This is a genomic window from Lutibacter sp. (assembly GCF_016342705.1).
Taxonomy (GTDB): domain Bacteria; phylum Bacteroidota; class Bacteroidia; order Flavobacteriales; family Flavobacteriaceae; genus Lutibacter.
In genome coordinates this window covers 220,373-241,320 of sequence record NZ_JAEINV010000005.1, presented here as the reverse complement: position 1 = coordinate 241,320, position 20,948 = coordinate 220,373, and the positions used below count along the sequence as shown (strand labels likewise).

14 protein-coding genes are annotated in these 20,948 nt (G+C 28.9%); 6 read left to right on the top strand and 8 right to left on the bottom strand.

Features of this window, described 5'->3' with window-relative positions:
• Positions 1–203: 203 nt before the first annotated feature.
• Genes hemG through JEY78_RS06890 form a run of 3 tightly spaced genes read left to right on the top strand, consistent with a single transcriptional unit; the run spans position 204 to position 6,187 of the window.
• Complete coding sequence (gene hemG / locus JEY78_RS06900; protein ID WP_291848572.1) at positions 204–731, top strand: menaquinone-dependent protoporphyrinogen IX dehydrogenase; 528 nt, start codon at positions 204–206, stop codon at positions 729–731.
• Between the two features lie 49 nt (positions 732–780).
• Positions 781–5,274: a PAS domain S-box protein gene (locus tag JEY78_RS06895; protein WP_291848569.1), complete on the top strand. Its 4,494-nt coding sequence runs from the start codon at positions 781–783 to the stop codon at positions 5,272–5,274.
• 19 nt (positions 5,275–5,293) lie between these two features.
• Positions 5,294–6,187, top strand: a complete 894-nt coding sequence (locus tag JEY78_RS06890; RefSeq protein WP_291848566.1) for a hypothetical protein — start codon at positions 5,294–5,296, stop codon at positions 6,185–6,187.
• Here JEY78_RS06890 and JEY78_RS06885 read toward each other — a convergent pair.
• The 3 genes from JEY78_RS06885 to pheS are packed head-to-tail and all read right to left on the bottom strand — an operon-like array spanning position 6,176 to position 8,720.
• A complete protein-coding gene (locus tag JEY78_RS06885) occupies positions 6,176–7,234 on the bottom strand; it encodes a lactonase family protein (RefSeq protein WP_291848563.1) in 1,059 nt (352 codons plus the stop codon). The genes JEY78_RS06890 and JEY78_RS06885 overlap by 12 nt on opposite strands.
• Positions 7,235–7,253: 19 nt before the next feature.
• Positions 7,254–7,655, bottom strand: coding sequence for a hypothetical protein (locus JEY78_RS06880; RefSeq protein ID WP_291848559.1), 402 nt, complete (start codon positions 7,653–7,655; stop codon positions 7,254–7,256).
• Between the two features lie 45 nt (positions 7,656–7,700).
• On the bottom strand, positions 7,701–8,720 hold the full coding sequence (gene pheS / locus JEY78_RS06875) for a phenylalanine--tRNA ligase subunit alpha (RefSeq protein WP_291848556.1): 1,020 nt from the start codon (positions 8,718–8,720) through the stop codon (positions 7,701–7,703).
• Between the two features lie 471 nt (positions 8,721–9,191).
• Here pheS and JEY78_RS06870 point away from each other — a divergent pair, with 471 nt between their 5' ends.
• From JEY78_RS06870 to dinB, 3 genes are all read left to right on the top strand, one after another.
• On the top strand, positions 9,192–12,221 hold the full coding sequence (locus tag JEY78_RS06870) for a PEP/pyruvate-binding domain-containing protein (RefSeq protein WP_291848553.1): 3,030 nt from the start codon (positions 9,192–9,194) through the stop codon (positions 12,219–12,221).
• A gap of 179 nt (positions 12,222–12,400) precedes the next feature.
• Entirely contained in the window at positions 12,401–13,738 is a 1,338-nt protein-coding gene (gene gdhA, locus JEY78_RS06865) for an NADP-specific glutamate dehydrogenase (RefSeq protein ID WP_291848550.1), read from the top strand.
• A 70-nt stretch (positions 13,739–13,808) separates the two neighbouring features.
• Entirely contained in the window at positions 13,809–14,903 is a 1,095-nt protein-coding gene (dinB, locus tag JEY78_RS06860; RefSeq protein WP_291848547.1) for a DNA polymerase IV, read from the top strand.
• 3 nt (positions 14,904–14,906) lie between these two features.
• Here dinB and JEY78_RS06855 read toward each other — a convergent pair whose 3' ends face one another.
• From JEY78_RS06855 to JEY78_RS06835, 5 genes are read right to left on the bottom strand one after another with little or no spacing between them, the layout of a single operon-like run.
• A complete protein-coding gene (locus JEY78_RS06855; RefSeq protein ID WP_291848544.1) occupies positions 14,907–15,881 on the bottom strand; it encodes a DUF4837 family protein in 975 nt (324 codons plus the stop codon).
• Complete coding sequence (locus JEY78_RS06850; RefSeq protein WP_291848541.1) at positions 15,878–17,389, bottom strand: lytic transglycosylase domain-containing protein; 1,512 nt, start codon at positions 17,387–17,389, stop codon at positions 15,878–15,880. The genes JEY78_RS06855 and JEY78_RS06850 overlap by 4 nt, the downstream gene beginning before the upstream one ends.
• Positions 17,390–18,343: an OmpA family protein gene (locus JEY78_RS06845; RefSeq protein WP_291848537.1), complete on the bottom strand. Its 954-nt coding sequence runs from the start codon at positions 18,341–18,343 to the stop codon at positions 17,390–17,392. It abuts the gene before it with no gap.
• Positions 18,344–18,366: 23 nt separating this feature from the next.
• Positions 18,367–19,128 (bottom strand): exodeoxyribonuclease III, encoded by a 762-nt coding sequence (locus tag JEY78_RS06840; RefSeq protein WP_291848534.1) that lies wholly within the window; start codon positions 19,126–19,128, stop codon positions 18,367–18,369.
• On the bottom strand, positions 19,125–20,945 hold the full coding sequence (locus JEY78_RS06835) for an AMP-binding protein (protein ID WP_291848531.1): 1,821 nt from the start codon (positions 20,943–20,945) through the stop codon (positions 19,125–19,127). The genes JEY78_RS06840 and JEY78_RS06835 overlap by 4 nt, the downstream gene beginning before the upstream one ends.
• Positions 20,946–20,948 lie beyond the last annotated feature (3 nt).

The window sequence follows — 20,948 nt, the reverse complement described above, 5'->3', positions numbered from 1 at the left end:
CTTCTTAAGCGGTTTCTCTGAATAATACATAATAAGTTGATTTTGTGTCAACTTATTTTAGGACGGGACATTTTTAAAAAACTTAAAGCCCATCATATTTTGATGGGCTTTTTTTATTTTCTAATTATTTTATGGTGATATTAATCATATAACAAATTTTTACATTTTTGTATTTTTGATACAAATTTCATTTAAAAACAGTTATGGGAATTAAAATTGGTATCATATATTCAACAGTTGATGGGCAAACTTTAAAAATTTGCAAAAAACTAGAAGAACACCTTCAAGGAGAAAATGTAACAGTTTCTCTTTTTTCAATTGAAGATTTTAACCAAGATATTTTAGGTTTTGACAAATTAATTATTGGAGCAAGTATACGTTATGGTGTTCATAATGAGAAAATTATAAAGTTTATTAATACCAACAAAAAACAATTAGATAGTATAAAAACCGCATTCTTTTCAGTAAATTTAGTAGCGCGTAAGCCTGAAAAAAATACCCCAACTACCAACCCTTATGTTGTTAAATTTTTTAAAACTATTAATTGGAATCCAACCATTGTGGAGGTTTTTGCTGGGAATTTAGATTATGAAAAATATCCCTTTTTTGATAGAGTAATGATTCAATTTATTATGTGGATGACAAAAGGGCCAACGGATAGTGCTACCAAAATTGAATACACCAATTGGGATAAAGTGAAATTGTTTAGTAATGTAATACAAACAATTTAATTTACTATATTAGCTTTTACGTACACTAAAAAACCCCAAAAATACCGCTATGGTAGATAAATATATTGATAAAACTTTAGAATTTATAGCCAATTATGGGTATAAAATAAATGATGGTCAGTTTTTAAATGAAACGGCTATTTTTTTATCTGAATTATTAAATGTTAATTATGTTTTAATTGATAAATATTCAATTGAAGAACCTACTATTGCTAAAATTGAATGTTTTTATTCAAAAAAATTACAAAAATTCTTACCCAAAGATTCCTATAGTTTAGTCAATACACCGTGCGAAAATGTAATAAATAAAACTATCTGTAGCTATCCATCAAACACAAAAAATTTATTTTTTAAAGATTTAGTATTAACAGAGCTAAATATTGAAAGTTATATTGGTATTCCTTTATGGAATTCAAAAAAAGAACCCATTGGTTTAATTGCAATTATGGATGAAAAACCAACTGTTAATGTAAAAATAGTTGAAACCATCATTCAAATAATTGCTATTAAAATTGAAAAAGTTTTAGAGAAAATAATTTTTGAGGAGCAAATTAACAGTAAAAATGATGATATTGAAACTTCTCAAAAGAATTTTAATAAACTTTCAAATTTAACCTTTGAAGGTATTTTAATTCATGATAATGGGAAGGCAATTGATGTAAATAAAGCATTTGCCAAAATGTTTGGCTATAAAAAAGAGGAGCTTATAGGTAAAAATGTATTTGAGTTACTTTTTGATAAAAGGTATCATTCACAAGTTAATGATAAAAGAAATAGTAGTCCTGCGTTGCCTTATGAAATTGAAGGCATAAAAAAAGATAAAACTACTTTTTTTATAGAAATTGAATCGAAATCAATTCAATTAAATCATTCAAAAAATGCAAGAGTTGCAGCCATTAGAGATATTTCAAAAAGAAAGTTAGCTGAAAACAGGTTGCAAGAAGCCCAACAAATTGCAAAAGTTGGATCTTTTGTATATGATATTTCTTCTGGAGAATGGGAAAGCACTCCTGTTTTAGACGAAATATTAGGAATTAATGAAAGTTTTGAAAAAAATTATGAAAGTTTATCAAAGTTTATTTATTCGGACGATTTGCAAACTATTTTAGTGGATATTAAGGATTTAATTCAACTTAAATTAAATTTTTACAATAAAGAATACCGCATTTTAAGACAAGATAATAATAAAATTGGCTGGATAAATACTTTAGGCAAACTAGAGTTTGACGCTCAAGGAAATCCTATTAAAATTATAGGAACAGTTCAAGATATTACTGTATCAAAAAATAACCAACAAGAACTTAAACAGGCAAAAGAAAAAGCAGAAGAAAGTGAAAAAAAATTGTTTGAGGCACAAAAAATTGCTGGTGTAGGTACTTATACTTTCGATCTTAATTTAGACTATTGGAGTAGCTCCTTAATATTAAAGGATATTTTTGGAATAGATTCCAGCTACAATCAAAATTTAGATGGTTGGTTAGCGCTAATTCATCCCGAAGATAGTGCGGAAATGATATCATATTTAAAAAATGATATTTTAACAAAACATGGCTTTTTTGATAAACAATACCGAATTATAAGAGATAAAGATAAGGAAATTAGGTGGGTTCATGGTTTTGGAAAACTGAATTGTGATGATAAAGGAAATCCAATTCAGTTGATAGGAACGATTCAAGATATAACTTCAACAATAAAAATACAAGAAGAACTTAAAAAGGCAAAACTCGTTGCTGAAGAAAGTGAATTACTATTTAAATCTTTAATAAAGTACGCTGGAGACGCTATGTATTTAGCGGATTTTGAAGGGAATATTATTGAGGTTAATAATAAAACAATAGAAAATTCAGGTTATAGCAGAAAAGAGCTTTTAACTATGAATGCTAAAGAACTTGAAGCTGAATTTAAAGAGTTAGATAAAAAGAAATTAGTTTGGAATAAATTAACCAATAAAAACCAAATTACCATTGAAACATTTCATAAAAGAAAAAACGGTACAGTTTTTCCTGTTGAAATTAATATAGCAATGCTAAAAATTGGCGCTAAAAAATTATTACTTGGTTTTGCAAGAGATATTTCAGAAAGAAAAAAGATTTCAAATGAAATTAAGTTACTTTCAACAGCAGTAAATCAAAGTGCAAATTCAATTATAATTACCGACACAAAGGGAAATATAGAATTTACAAATCCAAAATTTTCAGAAATTATGGGTTATAGTGCTGAAGAAATTTTAGGGAAAAACGCCAAAATTTTAAAGTCAGGTTTTCACGATACAGATTTTTATAAAAATTTATGGTCCACAATTTTTAAAGGAAATACTTGGCAAGGACAATTTAAAAATAAATCAAAAAATGGAGATTTAATTTGGGAACAAACAACAATTACCCCAATTAAGAATGATTTAGGAGTGATTACAAACTTTTTAGCTATAAAGGAAGACATTACTGAACAAAAAAAATCTGAAACAAATTTAACAGTCGCATATGCTAAAATTCAAGAAAGCCAAGAGTATTTAAGAAAAATACTTGAAACCGCCAATGAAGGTTTTTGGATTATAGATTCAAAAGGTATAACTACAGATGTTAATATTAAAATGTGTAGTATTTTAGGGTATGAAAAAGATGATTTCAGGAATAAATCTATCTTTGATTTTGTAAATGATAAAAACAAAAAGATTTTTAAAGAACAAATAAAATTAAGAGAACAAGGGTTATCTACAACCTATGAAATTGAACTCATAAAAAAGAATGGAAACAAAGTAATTTGTTTATTTAATACTTCCCCAATTTTTGATAGTGAAAATAATAGAAAAGGATCATTTGCCTTAGTTACGGATATTACAAAATTAAATATAGCGACAGATAAACTTAAATCAAGAAATCATGAACTAAGTGAATTAAGTGTAGAATTGTACGAAAGTAATAAGCTATTAAAAGAATCAAGCTCCAGATTCTTAAGTATATTTGAACAAACTCCTATAACAATTATGGAGGAAGATTTCTCTGAAGTCATAAAGCTTATAAAACAAAAAAAATCCGAAACCAGTGATTTTAAAAAATACCTTGATGATAATTTAGATTTTGTTAAAGAATGTATCAGCAAAATAAAAATTTTAAATGTTAATTCAACCACTTTAAATTTATTTGGAGTTAGTAATTTAAATGAATTAGTAAAACATTTGAGAACATCAAATAACAAAAAATCTTACGAAGCTTTAAAAAGAGAATTTGTAGCAATTGCAAATGGAGAAATTGAATTTAAAACAGAAGCTGAATTTATAAATACCAAAGGCGAGAAAATTAATGCCTATGTAAAATTAGCTATTGTAGACGATTACGGTAAGGCAATAGCCACAATTATTGATATTACTAATTTAAAAAACACCGAAAAGGAATTAATAATAGCAAAAGAAAAAGCCGAAGAAAGTAACCGCTTAAAAACGGAGTTTTTAAACAACATGTCACATGAAATTAGAACTCCAATGAACGGAATTTTGGGCTTTTCAGAATTGTTGAATAATGCTGAATTATCTCCCGCAAAAAGAAATTACTTTGTAAGTATTATTCAAAATAGTGGTAAACAATTATTACAAGTAATTGATGATATTTTAGAAATATCTCGCCTTGGCACAAAACAAGTAAAAGTTATAGAAACTAAGGTTTGTTTAAATGATTTATTACTAGAATTATTTTCCATTTTTGATTTAAAGGCAAAAGAAAATGGAGTGCCATTGTATATTAAAAATCAACTTTCAGATTGTGAAAGTACAATTTATACAGATAAAACAAAGCTGCAAAAAATAATAAGTAATTTATTAGAAAACGCTTTAAAATTCACCAATAAAGGCTACATTACATTTGGATATAATTTAGTTGAAGATTCTATTGAAATTTTTGTAAAAGACACAGGAATTGGTATAAAAGAAGAGAAACAACATATTATATTTGAACGTTTTTCTCAAGAGGAAAGAGATGTATCTCGAAATGCAAGTGGATTAGGTTTAGGATTAGCTATTGCTAAAGAAAATACAGAATTACTTGGCGGAGAAATTTCTGTAGAATCTGTTAAGTGGGAAGGGTCAACATTTTGGGTAAAATTACCCTATAAACCTGTAAAAAATCCTAATTTGGAAAATAATAAATGCGAAAAAGAAATTAATGTGAGGTCTAAGTATAAAGTATTAGTTGTTGAAGATGAGGAAGTTAATTATTTATTTATTGAAATTGTTTTGTTGGATAAAATTCAATTAAATTGTGAAATTATACACGCAAAAAACGGAAAAGAAGCCGTAGAATTTTGCGAAGAATTTGATGATATAGATTTTGTTTTAATGGATATAAACATGCCAATAATGAATGGATATGATGCTACATTAAAAATCAAAGAATTTAGGCCTAATTTACCAATAATTGCACAAACAGCATATTCTACACCCGAAGACAAGGAGAAGGCTTTTAATGCAGGTTGTAACGATTTTATTTCAAAACCATTAAATAAAGATTTGTTAAAAACAATAATAGATAGTCATTTAGTTGAAGATATATAATAAATTGAATTAAAAAAGAATGAGAAAAAGGTGCATTTACAGCTTTATATTTATAACTATTATATCATTAATAAAGATAAATGCACAAGATAAAACCCTTATTTTCCAAAATGATAGTATTGCTATTTACGATACGCATGTATCGTTAAATTCAAAAGAAAATATTTCACCTGTAATTTATAAAAATGGGTTAATATACGCTTCAGCAAATTCAAATGGTTTTTACAAACTTTACTATTCTGATTTAAAAAATAAACCGCAAAAAATTAAAATAAATAGCTCTTTCCACATCGGATTAGTTGCTATTTATAACAGTGAAATTTACCTTACCAAAAGTTCAAAATTAATAAAAGGTGTCGTAAACTTAACACTTTATAAAGGAACTTTAGAAGGCTTAAAAGTATCTAAAGTAAAACCGTTAGCTATTTGTAAACCAGAGTTTACGTACGCAAGTCCAACTATTTCTTCAGACGGAAATAAAATGGTTGTTGTTACAAATGAACGAGGCGTTTTTCATTTATTAGAATTAAAAAGAAATGAAAAAAATGAATGGGAAAGATCTGATGTTGTATTTATATCGCAAACCGGTTTTAAAATAATTAATCCAACATTTTTTGATGAAAACACTATTTATTTTTCTTCAAATATTAGTGAAGGAATTATAGAAAGTGTTGAATATGGAATAGCAAATGGCCAAACCGTAATTAACAATATACGTTATAAAAATGAAGATTTTAACCTTTATAAAATCGTAAAAGTTGATGGAACTTGGAGTTCACCTATAAAAGTTAAAGTGTTAAATTCTGATTTTGATGATTTAGGTGTCGTTTTTAAAACTGAAAAAACGGGTTATTTAAACACGTTTAGATACGATGATACCGATAATATTTATTATTTTGAATTAAAACAATAAGCAAACAGGCGTTGGAGCTTCTAAACTATATGAAAAAGTAAGTGTTCCAGCAATTTTATCAATGGTATAAACGCTAATATTTTCACTTCGTTGATTAGCCACTAATAAAAAGTTTCCATTTGGTGAGAGTGTGAAATTTCGAGGCCAATCTCCATTCACACTCATATTTTGAATTTTTTCTAGTTGCCCGTTTTTAGCATTTCGTTTAAAAACTACTATACTATTTTCACCTCTATTAGAACCGTATAAAAATTTCTCATCAGCAGATAAATGGATATCTGCACATTGATTTTTTCCAGTAAAGTCATTGCTTAAAGTACTCACACTTTCAATGGTAATATATTTGTCCTTTTCCTTTTTTTGAAGCACTGAAACTGTTGAATTTAATTCATTTATAAGATAAATAAAAGCACCATTTTTAGAAATTTCAAAATGACGAGGTCCAGCTCCATCTGCCATAGTATGGTTTTCTTTTAAAATATAGTCTTTACCATTTAAAACATATTGAGCTAAAAAATCGCGACCTAAATCAGCTACAAATAAATTGTTTTTAAAAAATTTTGAGGAATGAGCATGTGATATTTTGCCTTCAATATTATGATCAAAAACTTGATTCGCTTCATTAATACTGCCGCTTTTATTAATAGCGTAAATAGAAATTGTTCCGCCACCATAATTAGAAACTACCAGTTTGTTGTTGGCTTCATTAAGTTGTACATGGCAAGGTCCATTGCCATTTGTGCTAACTTTATTTATAAAGGCCAAAGTTCCATCAGGATTAACTACGTATGATTTCACAAAACTATTTTCACCATTTTCATTAACAGCATATAAATATTTTTTATCACTTGAGAATGTTATAAATGAAGGATTATCAGTTTTTACAGCTAATTTTTTATTAGTTAATTCGCCTGTTAAAGTATTAAAATTGTAATAATAAATTCCATCACTATTTTCTCCAGTATAAGTTCCAACATATAAAGGGATATTTTGTGCGTTTATAAAAAAGCTACAGCATATAAATAGGGTAAAATATATTGTTTTCATAGAATGGATTTTTATTAAATTATTTTAGCAATATACCGCGTTTATTTAAAATTGGAATAGTTCTTAAGGCACTTTCTTTAATAGTTCCTTTTTCAAAAAGAAATTTTTTATCAAACATAGTATTTCCTTCAAAAAAAGTGACGTTAAAAAAATTGGCTAATTTTAAAACATCATCGTGCATTAATTCAACTTTTGCAAAAGATTTTGCAGGCATTTTTTCAACTTTATGACGTAGTAATGAAGTTTCTGCTAATGTATTTTCGTCATAACCTTTAGATACAATTAACACCATTTCTATAGCTACTTCTTTGTTATTTATAAGGTAGGCATTCCAATCATCACATTTAAATTCGTTGTTGTATTCTTTTACAACAGCCATATAAACGTTTGTAACCTCAGGTATTTTAATATCTTTCTTCATGTTTATGTTAAATTAAAAAATTCCGCAATGAGCGGAATTTATAAATTAGATAACAGATTTAAATTGCTCTAAAAAACGAACATCGTTTTCATAAAACATTCTAATATCTGGAATTTGATATAATAACATTGCAATTCGTTCAATTCCCATTCCAAACGCATAGCCTGAGTAAATTTCAGGGTCTATATTTGCATTTTTTAACACATTTGGATCTACCATTCCACATCCCATAATTTCTAACCAACCTGTTCCTTTGGTAATTTTATAATCGGTTTCTGTTTCCAATCCCCAATAAATATCAACTTCAGCACTTGGCTCAGTAAATGGAAAATAAGATGGGCGTAAACGTATTTTAGATTTTCCGAACATTTCTTTGGTGAAATAAAGTAATGTTTGCTTTAAATCGGCAAAAGAAACATCGGTATCAATGTATAAACCTTCAACTTGGTGAAAAATACAATGTGCACGCGCAGAAATATCTTCATTTCTAAAAACTCTTCCCGGAGAAATGGTTCTAATTGGTGGTTTGTTATTTTCCATATAGCGAACTTGAACCGATGAGGTGTGCGTTCTTAACAAAATATCTGGATTAGTTTCAATAAAAAAGGTATCCTGCATATCACGAGCTGGGTGATATTCTGGTAAGTTTAATGCTGTAAAATTATGCCAGTCATCTTCAATTTCTGGACCTTCAGAAACTGTAAATCCAATACGTGAAAAAACATCAATAATTTTATTTCTTACGATAGATATTGGGTGACGAGAACCTAACTCAATCGGTTCTTCAGGACGTGTTAAATCACCATAAAATCCTTTTTGATCATTGGTGTTTTCAAGCACATCTTTTAACTGGTTTACCTTATCTTGAGCTAAATTTTTTAAAGTATTTAAAGCTTGTCCAAAATCCTTTCTTTCGGCAGGAGCAACATTTTTAAATTCGTCAAACAAATCATTTAATAATCCTTTTTTGCTTAAAAACTTAATTCTAAAAGTTTCAATTTCATCTTTGGTAGTTGCATTAAATGCAGTTACTTCACCAATCAGTTCTTTTACTTTATCTAACATTTTACATATAAAATTAGAGTGCAAATTTACACATTTTTATTTTGTTTATATGATTTTGGATTGCAATGATAAATCAACATTGCTTTAAATTTTATTGTTGATATATAAGTGGTTAGATTAAATAATTAAATTAACGTTACGAAAACGTTTTAGAAAAAATACAAATTTCTTTAAATGGAAGGTTAAAAATTTTATTATAATTAAAAAAATAGCTATATTTGATGTGTTTTTTAGTTAATACATAAAATAAGTTATAATATATTACGAAATATAAAATATAATAATTTATTAATATGTTTGAAATTATGAGCGAAGTATTGTACAAAATTTCTTAATTTTAATGGTTCTTTATTTACACTTAAAAAGGGTTGCTATGGGTAACCCTTTTTTTACAAATAAAGGATTTTAATAGAAAGGTGATTTTTTTGAGTATTAAATAGCTTTCTTGGTTAGAGAAAATAATGGAATAAAATGACAAAAAGGGTATTACCAGATTTAAGAAAATACGAATTTGAAGAAGTTGCATTTAATAAGTTAATGCAAAACAGAATTAATAAAGTGCTTATTGTTTGTTCTAACTATGATTTTTATATGTTAGAAGAGGATGGTAGAATTGATGAACGCATTTTTTATGAGTACACTTCATTAAACTTAAGATATCCTCCAAGTTTTATACATGCAAATTCTGCAAAAAGAGCGGTTACAACTTTAGCTTCGGATAAAATTGATTTAGTTATTACTTGGTTAGATATTGGAAATTACAAGGCATTTGAAACTTCAAAAATAATTAAAGAATCGTTTCCAGATGTACCTATTGCGGCACTAAGTCATTACTCATCAGAATTAAGACAAAAATTAGAAAAAGCAAATACAGGAGTTATAGATTTTGTTTTTCATTGGAATGGTAATGTTGATATTTTTTTAGCCATCATTAAATTAAGTGAAGATAGAATGAATGCTGAAAATGATATTAATAAAATTGGTGTGAAAGCCATTTTATTGGTGGAAGATTCTCTGCGCTTTTATTCACGATATTTACCTATAATTTACAAAATTATTTTAAAACAATCAGACGCTTTTATGTCTGAAGGTCTTAACGAACATCGGAAAATGATGTTAATGCGCGGTAGGCCAAAAATATTATTAGCTACAAATTTTGAAGAAGGAAAACTCTTGTTTGATAAATATAAGGACAATCTTTTAGGTGTTATTTCAGATGTTTCTTACTTTAAAAGTGGTAAACGTGATCCAAAGGCTGGTTTTGAATTATTAAAATATGTAAGAAGTTTTGAGCGCTATTTTCCTGTTTTAATTCAATCTTCAGATAGTAATAATGAAAAATACGCTTTAGAACTAAAGGGTAAGTTTTTATACAAACATTCCGAAACGTTAGAAGAAGAAATAAAAATATATATCAATCAATATTTTTCTTTTGGTGAATTTGAATTTTGGGATCCAGTTCAAATGAAAGTATTAGCATCTGTAAAAGATTTAACTGGTTTTCAAAGAGCATTAAATACAGTTACTGCAGATTCATTTATGTACCATGCAAAACGAAGTGAATATTCCAAATGGTTAAAATCAAGAGCGTTGTTTCCGCTTGCAAATTTATTTAGCAATATTGAATATGATGATTTTGTAGATGTAAATGAAGCACGAGAATTTTTAATAAACGCCATAAAATTATACCGCGTATTTAGATCTAGAGGGGTAATTTCAAAATTCAATAAAAATAAATACGACGAATATTTAGGTTTTGCACGAATTGGAGATGGAGCATTAGGAGGAAAGGGAAGAGGTTTAGCGTTTATAGATTCGTTTTTAAAACGCAATAAGTTATTTAAAAAGTTTGATAACGTTTTAATTTCAATACCAAGAACCGTTGTTTTAAGTACCGATGTTTTTGATGAGTTTATGGAGGAACATAAGCTAATTAGGTTTGTTGCAAATTGTGATAATGATGATGAAATTTTAAATGAATTTATATCTAAACCATTACCAGTTTGGGTTGTTGAAGATATTAAAGCATTTTTAAAAGTAAATAAATCGCCACTTGCTGTTAGGTCATCAAGTGTTTTGGAAGATAGTCATTACCAACCTTTTGCGGGTGTTTTTGCAACTTACATGCTTCCGCCAGCACCACCAGTTCAAATGTTAGAAATGGTGTGCAATGCTGTTAAATCTGTAATGGCTTCAGCGTTTTTTATAGGCAGTAAAATGTATTTAAAAACTACAGCTCATACAATTGAAGAAAGTAAAATGGCCGTAATTCTTCAAGAAGTTACAGGAAAACAATACCAAGATGTATATTACCCAAATGTTTCAGGAGTTGCCAGATCAATAAATTTTTATCCAATAGGAAATGAACTTCCGGAAGAAGGAATTGCAAACATTGCGTTAGGTTTAGGTGAAATGATAGTTGGTGGAGGGCAAACCTTGCGGTTTTCACCATACCATCCCAAAAAAGTATTACAATTATCATCTCCAGGTTCAACACAACGTGATACGCAACAGTATTTTTACGGATTAGATGTAAACCCAAACAGTTATACGGTTTCCACAAATCAATCTATAAATAAAAAGAAAATTTCAATTAGAAGTGCAGAAAATCACGGTTCCTTAAAATTTGTGGCGGCAACCTATGATTTGCAAAACAATATAATTAGACCAGGTGTTATGCACGATGGAATTCGTGTTATTTCATTTGATAATATTTTAAAATACAACACATTTCCTTTAGCCGAAATTTTACAAGAACTATTAAAAACAGGGCAAAGAGAAATGCGAAATCCAATTGAAATGGAGTTTGCTGTAAACCTCGATGTTCCAGAAGGTAAACGAAAAGAATTTAGTTTTTTACAAATTAGACCAATTGTAGAAAGCAATGATGATGTAGGGAAATTACCTGACAACTTTAATGTGAATGATTCAATTATTTACTCAGAATCGGCGTTAGGAAATGGTAAATATGAACACATTACAGATTTTGTATATGTAAAACCAGAGACATTTAATTCAGCAAATACCAGACAAATTGCTACAGCCGTAGATAAAATTAATAAAATGTTTGTTGAAAAAGACAAACGTTATATTTTAGTTGGTCCAGGAAGATGGGGGTCTAGTGATCCTTGGTTAGGAATTCCAGTGATATGGCCACAAATTTCTGCTGCTAAAATTATAGTAGAGTCTGGTTTAGATAATTTTAGAATTGACCCAAGTCAGGGAACTCATTTCTTTCAGAATTTGACATCATTTAAAGTGGGATATTTAACTATAAATCCATTTATAAATGACGGATTTTTTGATGTGGAGTATTTAAATAAACAAAAAGCTGTTTATGAAGATGAGTTTTTACGTCACATCTGTTTTAAACAACCACTTACAGTTATTATTGAAGGAAAAAATAATAAAGCAGCCATTTTTAAAGAAGGTTTTTCGGTTGAAGATGTTTCAAAACTAGACGATTTAAGTGATGAAATGCCACCGGATGGATTTATGTAAAAATATGTAATTCATAAAAAACAGCCTTTAAAACAGTTAAAATATCTCAAATTAATAAAATATCGTTAAATAAATATTAAATGCTAAAAATAACAATATAAAAGTTACTCAAAATTGAATTAAAAATATGTACTTTTGTGTACGATTTTATTTTTTAACCAACTATAAATAATATAATTATGAATGTAAAAGAAATATTAACTAATCTTGAAACTAAGCACCCAGGCGAAAAAGAATATTTGCAAGCTGTGCACGAAGTTTTAGAGTCTATTGAGACTATATATAATGAAAATCCACAATATGAGGCTGCAAAAATTATTGAACGCCTAGTGGAGCCAGATCGTATTTTAACATTTAGAATTTCTTGGGTAGATGATGCCGGAAATGTACAAGTTAATTTAGGTCACAGAGTACAATTTAATAATGCTATTGGTCCATATAAAGGAGGAATTCGTTTACACCCAAGTGTTAACTTAAGTATTTTAAAGTTTTTAGGTTTTGAACAAATCTTTAAAAATGCACTAACTACATTGCCAATGGGTGGTGGAAAAGGTGGATCTGATTTTAATCCAAAAGGAAAATCAGATAATGAAATTATGCGTTTTTGCCAAGCTTTTATGCTTGAATTATGGAGAGTTATTGGTCCAAATACCGATGTTCCTGCTGGTGATATTGGAACTGGTGGACGCGAAATTGGTTTTATGTACGGAATGTATAAAAAACTACAACAAGAAAATTCAGGAGTATTTACAGGTAAAGGTTTAAATTGGGGAGGAAGCTTAATTAGACCAGAAGCAACAGGTTTTGGTGGCGTATATTTCACAAAAGAAATGTTAGAAACTAAAAACGATACTTTTGAAGGAAAAACAATTTCACTTTCAGGATTTGGAAACGTAACTTGGGGTTCTGCACTAAAACTTACTGAATTAGGAGGTAAAGTTGTAACTATTTCTGGACCTGATGGTTATATTTATGATGAGAAAGGATTAGATGCTGACAAAATTCATTATTTATTACTTTTAAGAGCTTCAAATAATGATATTGTTGCACCATATGTTCAAGAATTTCCAGAAGCAAAATTCTATCCAGGTGAAAAACCTTGGGGAGTTAAATGTGATATAGCAATGCCTTGCGCTACTCAAAACGAATTAGATGGCGAAGACGCAAAAAAATTAGTTGCAAACGGTGTTAAATATGTTGCAGAAGTTTCTAATATGGGTTGCACACCTGAAGCTGTAGATGTATTTCATAATGCTAAAATTTTATACGGACCTGGTAAAGCAGTAAACGCTGGTGGAGTAGCAGTTTCTGGTTTAGAAATGAGCCAAAACGCAATGAAAATGAGTTGGACTAAAGATGAAGTTGATGCTAAATTACATCAAATTATGCACTCTATTCATACAGCTTGTTTAAAATATGGAACTGAACAAGATGGTTATATTAACTACGTAAAAGGAGCTAATATTGCTGGATTTATTAAAGTTGCAGATTCTATGTTAGATTTAGGAATTGTATAAGAAATAAAGTTTAAATAGGTTGAAAAGGGTTGCTAATTAGCAACCCTTTTCTTTTTATATTTGTTATTGAATGGAGCAAACAACTACATATCGAAAAATAATTCATATTGATATGGATGCGTTTTATGCCTCTGTTGAACAATTAGACAATCCTGAATTAAAAGGAAAACCAATTGCAGTTGGTGGAGGTGGAGAACGAGGTGTAGTTTCTGCAGCAAGTTATGAAGCTAGAAAATTTGGAGTTCGCTCATCTATGAGTGGTATTTTAGCTAAAAAAAAATGTCCACACTTAATATTTGTAAAACCAAGGTTTGATAGATATAAAGAAATTTCAAAAAAAATAAGCGCCATTTTTCATGAATATACAGATTTGGTTGAACCACTTTCTTTAGACGAAGCTTATTTAGATGTTACTGAAAATAAAAAGGGAAATCCCTCAGCTAGTTTAATTGCCAAAGAAATTAGGAAACGTATTTTTGATGAGTTAGGATTAAATGCTTCTGCAGGAATTTCAAGTAGCAAATTTGTTGCAAAAATAGCATCAGATATTAATAAACCAAATGGACAAAAAACAATTCCACCTGAAGAAATTATTGTTTTTTTAGAAGAATTACCTATTGAAAAGTTTTATGGAATAGGTAAAGTTACAACAGCCAAAATGTACAATTTAGGTATTTTTAAAGGAATTGATTTAAAATCAAAATCAGAAGAGTTTTTAATAGAACATTTTAAAAATTCGGGCAGTCATTATTATCAATTAGTAAGAGGGCACTATCAAAGTGAAGTGAAGCCAAACAAAAAACGAAAATCAGTTGCTGCTGAACATACGTTTTTAAAAAATTTGACTTCAGAAGTTTATATGTTAGAAAAATTAGTGCGAATTTCTGAAGAATTAGAACAACGATTGATACGATCTAAAGTTTCTGGTAAAACTATAACGCTAAAAATAAAATACAGCGATTTTACTACCCAAACGCGTAGTAAAACCTTACCCTATTTTATAAAAGATAAAAATATTCTTTTGGATACTGTAAAGGAATTATTATATCAAGATAAAGTATTAAACTCTGTTCGGTTATTAGGAATTTCAGTCACTAACTTAAACATTCATTCAAAAGAAAGCCCTGAAAAACCTATAAATGTGCAGTTAAAATTTGAATTTTAAGAACTAATTTATTTTTAACGTTTTTAAAATAGCTTCAATTTCAAACATATAATCTCTTTTGTTTACTGATGGAGCATAGGTTAAGCCTTCTACAACAACAACTCTATTTTTAGCCTTATCAATTACTGAATAACTTAAAAATGGGCCAGCCATATACATGCCTTTCACTTCCCATTTTCCTCTGGTTTCAAATGCTTTTTTACCAGCTAATTCTACTTCAAAAATATGTGGTGTAAACGCTTCTTCAGTAATCATGTGCGAATCTTCAACTTGTCCTGGAATATATTTTTTACCTATAGAATCTCTATGCGCAACAATTGTATTTCCATTTTCATCATCTTCATTTTCAATAGGATAAGAATAGGTTATAATTTCCATGCTATTTGCTCCATTAATGTGGTATCTGTACCAAAGAAAATCTCCGGTATCATCCACTAAGTTATAATTTCTTGGAATTTTAATAGAATAACCTTGCTCTTTAAATGTTTTTATAGTGGTTGGATCCCAATATTTCTTTAAAATATTTTTTTGAACAGTAACTAAATCAGATGCTTTAAATTCTGATACAATTTTTTTACTGTTGGTTTTAATCAATTCAATTAAATCTTCGTCTGTTTTCCCTGTAATTGTAATTATTTTTTGAGGTGCCGCATATACATTAGTGGTAATAGTAAAGGAGTTTTCATCACCTAAATTTATGCTTAACACGTTTCTAGTAGCTCTAAACATACTTCCAAAGCTTTCTAACGGAACTTGGGATACTTCAAATTGAGATTCTGGTTGCGGCAATGCTAATACTGGTTCTGCCAAAATTTTGCGCAACTCATTTCCTAAATCGCCTTGCCATTCACTATTTTTAATAACTACTAATAAACTGTTTATTCTTCCGTTCGCTGCTTTTAATACTTTTTTATCGTTTGCTGGATTGCAAGCAATTAATAAGGAAATTAAAACTACAAATAATGTTATTTTTTTCATTTGCTAAATATTTTCAATTTGGTTCCCGGTTTTAAACTTTTAACACTCCAAATATTGTTCCAATCTTTAATATTTGAAACAGAAACATTTGCATATTTTTGTGCAATGGCCCAAAGTGAGTCTCCAGATTTTACAATATAGGTTTTGTAATCCCCATTTGTTGTTTCTTTTGTTGCTGAAGACTTTGATTTAGTTGTGGAAACTACATTTACATTATTTGTGTAAATTTTTAATCGTTGCCCAACTTTAACATTGTTGCTTCGTAAATTATTCCAACGTTTTAAATTAGTAACGGAAACTTTATATTTATTTGCAATTCTTCCTAAATAATCACCTCTACGCACTTTATAGGTAACTTGATCTTTTACTTCTACATATTGAGGCAAGGTTTTTTCTCGTTTAGATTCTTGAAGATCTACATATGCGTAAATTAAATTTTCATTACTTACAAAATTACCAACATGTTTTATGGGTAATGTTAATACGTAATTTTTCTCTTTTACATATGGTATAATTTCTAATTTGTATTGTGGATTTAAAAATTTTAAAATTTCAGGATCTACATTTAACGTTTCTTTAATTTGTTGAAATGTAATATGCTTTTTTATTTGAATAGTATCTGTTTCAAAACGTGTTATTGTATTTTCACGCGCTACAATATTATGTTCATTTGCATATTTAAAGATATACATAGTTGCGTAAAAAGCTGGAACATAACTAGCTGTTTCTCTAGGTAAATAATTTCGGATATTCCAAAAATTAGTACTTCCACCAGCTCTTCTAATTGCTTTATTTACATTTCCAGGACCCGAATTATAGGCTGCTAATGCTAAATCCCAATCATTATAAATTTTGTATAATGTTGAAAGGTATTTACACGCTGCTTCTGTGGCTCTAATTGGATCGGAACGTTCATCTACATAAGAACTAATATTTAAGTTATATAAAACGCCTGTTTGGTACATAAACTGCCAAAGTCCGGTTGCTCCAACTCTAGATTTTGCATTTGGTTTTAAGGCAGACTCTACAATTGCTAAATATTTTAATTCTAGCGGAATATTGTATTTATCTAAATGCTCTTCAAACATTGGAAAATAAAACCGTGCTCTTTCCATAATTATGGATAATGCTGGTTTTCTTTTTAATAGATATGATTTAATTATTTGCTCTAATTGAGGATTATATTCAACATTAAAAGGCGTTTTACTATCTAATTCAACCAAGCGTTTTTTTAATAGTTCCGTGGGTAATTCTTTTAATTCAGGCACAAAAACTTCATCTTCATCTAAAGAATATCGTAATGTATCATTTAATGGCGAATTAATTAATTCATTAATCCATAAACTATCTATTGTACTAACTTCATTATGAAATTGAAACTTAATAGAATCTAATTTATTTTGAAAAATAGAATCTTCTAGTTTTTTTAAGTCCTGATTTTCAGTTTTATCTTGCGTATATCCAATATTAGCAACTAAAATTAGAATTAATACTATTAAATTTTTCATTTATTCCTCTTTTAAAAGTTTTGAAATTTGATCTAAATTTGGCGCCAAAATTATTTCAATTCTTCTATTTTTAGCTTTTCCTTCCGCTGTTTTATTGGTATCAACTGGCACAAACTCACTTCTTCCTGCCGCAGTAATTTGTGTTGGATTTACATTTTTGCTTTGTAAAATTCTAACAATTGCAGTGGCACGTTTTACAGATAAATCCCAGTTATCAATAACCGTTGAACCAGTATAAGGAACATCATCTGTATGTCCTTCAATTAACACATTTATATCTTTATTTTCGGCTAATACATTTGCCAATTGCTCCACCGCTTTTTTACCTTCAACACCAACGGCCCAACTTCCAGAATTAAACAATAATTTATTTTCCATAGAAACATAAATTTTTCCATTTTTATGTACTACTGTCAGCCCTTTTCCTTCAAAATTATGTAATGCGTTAGAAATTGCATTTTTTAATTGCTGCATTTGTGCTTCTTTTGCATTAATTAAACTTTCCAATTCGTCAATTTGTTCAGAACGTTGTTTTAATTCTTTTTGAAGTTTTTCTAATCGGCTATTTTCTGCAGCTAATTTTAATTCTTTAACTTCTAATTCTGCTAATAATTCTTGATTTTTCTGAGCTTGTTCTGCTAATTTTTTTGAACTTTGTGTTGAAAGAGCATCATATGATTCTTCTAAATTTTTATGTTTTGTTTGAAGCGATGATAATTCGTTTTCTAAAATAAGTTTTTTGTTTTTTAAAGCAGCATATTCATCTTTAAGGCTTTGTATAGATGTTTCTAATACTTTTTTTGAAGCAACTAACTCGTCTTTTTCCTTTAACAATTCTAAATTTGAAGAACGTAAATTATTAAATTTAGATTCCAATTCTTGATACACTTTTTTACTAACACAAGAGGTTACTGAAAGTGTAATTACCACTAAAAAAGCTATTTTTTTTAACATAATATTTTACTTTATATATATTTTTATTCTATTTCTACTACTATTGGACAATGATCAGAGTGTTTTGCTTCAGGCAAAATATAAGCTCTTTTTATTCGGGTTTTTAAAGGCTCACTAACCATATGATAATCTATTCGCCAACCTTTATTATTGTTTCTGGCGTTAGCTCTATAACTCCACCAACTGTAATTGTGCGGTTCTTTATTTAAATGACGAAAAGAGTCTACAAAACCACTATCAATAAATTGCCCTAACCACTCGCGTTCAACAGGCAAAAAACCTGAAGTATTTGCGTTTTGTTTTGGATTATGGATATCAATTTCTGTATGACAAATATTATAATCACCCGAGATAACAATATTAGGTATTTTTTTTGTCAATTCATTTACATATTCCTGAAATTCAGCCATATAGTTTAGCTTAAAATCAAGTCTATCATCATTTGTTCCAGATGGTAAATACAAACTCATTACCGAAAGATCGTCAAAATCTAAGCGTAAATTTCTACCTTCAAAATCCATAGATTTAATTCCGGTTCCATATTCCACGTTATTTGGTTTTATTTTAGATAAAACAGCAACGCTACTATACCCTTTTTTTTGTGCAGAAAACCAATAATGATAAGGATAACCTGCTTCCTCAAAAACGCTTAAATCCAACTGATCTTTATGTGCTTTTGTTTCTTGTATGCAAATTACATCAGGATTTGAAGCTTGTAACCATTCTATAAAACCTTTTTTTAATGCAGCTCTAATTCCGTTTACGTTGTATGATATTATTTTCATTTACTTTCGTATATATCTCTTAAATTTCGTCTCATTATTTTATTTGAAGCCGTTCTTGGTAAGGCTTCAATTTTCACTAAATCGTGCACTTTAAAAAGTGGATTTAGTTGTTCTTTTATGCTGTTAATAGCTTTAAACAAACGTTCGTTTTCTATTAAATGTGAAGGGTTTTCTATATAAAAAATAACCAATAAACTTGGCCCTCCATTTTCTGGGGAAACTGCTATTGCCGCAGATTCTTTAATAAACTCTAATGAATTTAAAACTTCTTCAATTTGAACAGAACTTACTTTTATACCACCTAAATTCATGGCGTCATCAACTCTTCCTTGCGCTTTGTAATACCCGTTTTCTAATTCTTCCAACTCATCACCATGCCTTCTTAATAACTTACCTTCAAAAGCAGGCGTGTTTTTGTAATACACATTAAAATGATCTCTGTTTAAAAGTGTATTAGACAATCCCATAATTGGTGGAATTAAAAATAACTCTCCTTTTGAACATTTATTGTGATCATCATTTAACAAAACAAATTCTCCACCCAATGCTTGGGTAGAAAATGTACTTGCAATATTTGGCTGAACAACAGTACTTGTAACATAACCACCACCAATTTCAGTACCTCCACAATATTCAATAACTGGTTTGTTATTTGCTAATTGCATTAGATAAATCATTTCTTCGGCATTAGAAACTTCACCAGTTGAACTAAAACACTTTATAGAATTCCAGTTATATTTTTCCATATTTTTTGAAGTTTTCCAGTACTTCACAAAGCTTGGAATAACGCCCAACATGGTAACTTTTGCATTTTCAATAAATTCACCAAAACCGTCTCCAGTTGGCATATCATAATACAAAGCAATAGTTGCTTTGTTTATTAATGAAGCAAATACAAGCCAAGGTCCCATCATCCAACCTAAATTTGTAGGCCAACACACCACATCGTTTTTATGAATATCTTGGTGATAATAGCCATCGCTTGCGCCTTTTATTGGAGTTGTATGCGTCCAAGGAATTGCTTTTGGTTCACCAGTTGTTCCAGATGAAAAAAGGATGGTAATTATATCTTCTGGGTTTTGAATAACTGTTTTAAATTTTGTTTTTGAACTTAAAAATGCTTCCCAAAAAACATCATCTTTTCTTAGTAGAATATTTTCTTTTGAAGATTTTAAAACAATTGCTTTTGGAGCATTTGCTTCTATAACTTTAGCGTAAAGTGGAATTTCTTTTCCCGCTCTTTTATTTACATCTTGTGTAAAAATAACTTTTGGTTGGGTTATTTTTAATCTAATTTCAATTTCATTGGGTGTAAAACTATCAGCAATAGTTACAATGGGCATTCCGGCTTTAATTCCAGCCAAATAAACTGCAACAGCTTCTAATGTCATGGGCATATCAATGGCAATGCTATCGCCTTCTTTTAAACCTAAATCAATTAAACTATTGGCTATTTTATTAACAAGTTCAAGTAGTTGTTTTTGACTTACTTTTTGAAGTTCTTTTCCTTCTTTCTGAAAAATGACTGCAATTGCTTCCTCATTATTTTGAAAACAAGAATCAACAATATTTAATTTGGCATTTTTTAACCATTCGGCATTTTCTACACCTTTTGAAGTATCAACTATTGACGTATATTTTTGAGCTAATTGTATGTTTAAATTTAGAACAGTTTCTTTCCAAAAATCCTCTTTGTTTGTTACTGACCATTTCCAAAAGTCTTGATAATTTTCAAAACCTTGTTTTTGCATCATTTTGTAAATGTTGCTTTGTTCAATAGTTTCTTTAGTTGGTTTCCAAAAAGGTATAATACTCATTTA